Source organism: Homoserinimonas sp. (genome assembly GCF_056262345.1).
The window spans coordinates 1-2,526 of sequence record NZ_JBACFR010000048.1 but is presented as its reverse complement, the minus strand read 5'-3'; the positions used below and the strand labels follow the sequence as shown (position 1 = coordinate 2,526).

General features: G+C 63.9%; 2 protein-coding genes. Both read right to left on the bottom strand.

All coding sequences use genetic code 11. The features are described 5' to 3' along the window. Positions 1-148 precede the first annotated feature (148 nt). Entirely contained in the window at positions 149-1,417 is a 1,269-nt protein-coding gene (locus AC062T_RS02340) for an ABC transporter substrate-binding protein (protein ID WP_407441070.1), read from the bottom strand. A gap of 124 nt (positions 1,418-1,541) precedes the next feature. After that, entirely contained in the window at positions 1,542-2,327 is a 786-nt protein-coding gene (locus tag AC062T_RS02335; protein ID WP_476027027.1) for an ABC transporter substrate-binding protein, read from the bottom strand. Positions 2,328-2,526 lie beyond the last annotated feature (199 nt).

Sequence of the window (2,526 nt, the reverse complement as noted above, 5' to 3'; positions counted from 1 at the left end):
CGCCCCCGAATTAAGGGGGGCGGCGCGCGGCTTTGGGGCGCGCGGAGCGGCGCGCGGACCGGCGCGCGGACCGGCGCGCGGAGCGGCGCGCGTACGGCGACGACAAAGGGCCCGGGCTTTCGCCCGGGCCCTTCATCGTGATGTCGGCTTAGTAAGCCGAGTAGTTGTTGTCCTCACCGAAGATGTAGGTTCCGATAGTCGCCTCGGTCGGGTCGCCGACCTCGTTGAACGTGATCGGTCCTGAAACACCGTCGTAGTCGGCGTCGCCGCCTCCGTTGATGATCTCGGCGCAGTCGGCGAACGTGGTGCACTTTTCGCCATCACCCGAGCCACCGGAGACCGACTGAAGCGCCTCTGCGATTGCAGGGCCCTCCGTCGATCCCGCCTTGAGAGCAGCCAACGCGAGCAGGATGACCGCGTCGTAGGACTCGGCTCCGTAGGTGAACTCCGTGAGCTCCTTTTCACCCTCGCCCACCCAGAACTCGTTGAGCGCCGAGGTGAAGTCGCCGAGCGTGTCGACGTTGGTGCCGGGGAAGGTGCCCTTGGCGCCCGTAAGGGTGCCTGCCGGGTACTGGTCTCCGAAGTTGGCGAGGTTGCCATCCACGAAGTACAGGTTCTCTGCCGGGAACGCGCTCACCACGTTGGGGATCATCGTCTTGACCTCTTCGAACGTGATCAGTGCGATCGCGTCGGGGTCCTGAGCGAGGACCTCGCTGATCTGAGCGTCGAACGACGTGTCACCCGTGTTGTAGGTGGGTTCAGCGACGACCTTGCCACCTGCGGCTTCGAACGCCTCCTTCGTGTACTTGGCGAGTCCCGTGCCGTAGGAGTCGTTGAGCACGATCATTCCGAGCGTCTCGTGACCATCTTCGGCGATGAGGTTGCCCAGAACTTCGCCCTGGAGAACATCGGAGGGGGCTGTGCGGAAGTACAGGCCGTTGTCTTCATACGTCGTGAACGCATCGGACGTGTTGGCCGGCGAGAAGAGAATTGTGTCAGCAGCGACAACCTCGTCAATGAACTGGAGCGAAACACCGGATGATGCTGCGCCCACGATCGCCGAAACATCCTCGCTCAGAAGGCGCGGCACCTCGGTCTCGTATGCCTTGTTGTCTGTGTCGCCAGAGTCACCCTCAACGACCTCGATCTGAATGCCGAGGTCTGCCTCGTTGATGAGGGACGCCGCGTAGGCGACTCCCGCGTTCTCGGGCGGGCCGAGGAATGCGAGGTTGCCGGTCTGCGGAAGTGCCGTACCGATCTTCAGCGTCAGGTCCTCGCCGCTGTTGCCGCCATTGGAATTGCCACTATCTGCAGCACAGCCGCTCAGCACGAGAGCGACGGCACCAAGGCCGGCGATTCCCGCATACAGGGACTTTCGTCCACGCGAGCCGGCGTGTGCATTCGCAAATACGCTCATGTTGCTCCTTGCGTTAGAAACGTGATGAAAACACGACAGGACACTGCCGTTGTGTCACGGTATTCCGCTGGGAGCGCTCGCACAATACCTCTGTGTTACGGGCTAGTAACATGCTTAACCTTTCTCAGGAAAATGGGGGTAGTGCTCCTGAGATGCCTGAGTAGTGGATATCGGCCCGGTCGGCGAGCACATGACGGCATTCGCCGAAGCTTGTGCACTCGATCCGGTCTGCTTCGTCTTCTGCCGCGAGCCCTGCCGCGGCGTAAGCGATCGTCGCCCCTCCGTCGTCGTCGGCAACCGTCGCCGCAAGGGCCGCCAGGATTGTGGCGTCATAGGCTTCGGCCGCAAAGTCGGTGGTGCGGATGGCCGGATCCATGGACAGCACCCGGGAGGTGAAGGTCTCGTCGACCGCGCTTCCTGTTGCCGTCGCCTGGGAGAACAGCGCAATACCGGACTCATCCGCGAGCGGCTGAATGCGATCCACCAGGGTCGACGAGGTGAGCCCGATAACGACATCGACCTCCTTGGTTACAAGCTCCGCGAAAGATGCCTCGACCACGCTCTCATCGGCATTGCCCGAGGTGCGGTGGAACACCCTCACGGGTTCGCCGAGCACGCCGCCCGCCTCATTGATCTCCCGCACGGCCAGTTCGACCCCTGCGATCTGCGCCGCAGCGATATCGGCAGAAGAGCCCCCTATGGAGAACAACGTTCCGATCGTGAGCACCCCGTCACCGGATGACGCTGGCGCGCTGGGCACGGGAGCCTTCGACGTCGTGGGTTCTGTCGACTCCGCTGCACAGCCAGCCAGCGCGAGGGCTGCGGCGATCGTGAGGGCGGCGAGTCGCGCTGCCGTGGCTGGCCGCCGGGCCTCATGCTCCGCACGGTCGCATCCGGTAATTCGCCTCATGTCATCCCCTCCGTCGCGGCCTCGCCGGGGCGCGAACACGGGGAACCCTATCGACTATTGCGCCGCCATCACCTCAGGCGCGGCGGCGGAGCCCGGCAAAGACGCGCATCCCGGGAGATCTGCTTCCCCCGGCTGATCTGCATCCCCCGGCTGATTTGCTTCCGCTGCTGATCTGCTTCCCGCGCTGAAGCGACACGGC

Coding starts and splice junctions, on each gene's coding strand:
- AC062T_RS02340 (WP_407441070.1), bottom strand. CDS start 1,417: ATGAGCGTATTTGCGAATGCACACGCCGGCTCGCGTGGACGAAAGTCC.
- AC062T_RS02335 (WP_476027027.1), bottom strand. CDS start 2,327: ATGAGGCGAATTACCGGATGCGACCGTGCGGAGCATGAGGCCCGGCGG.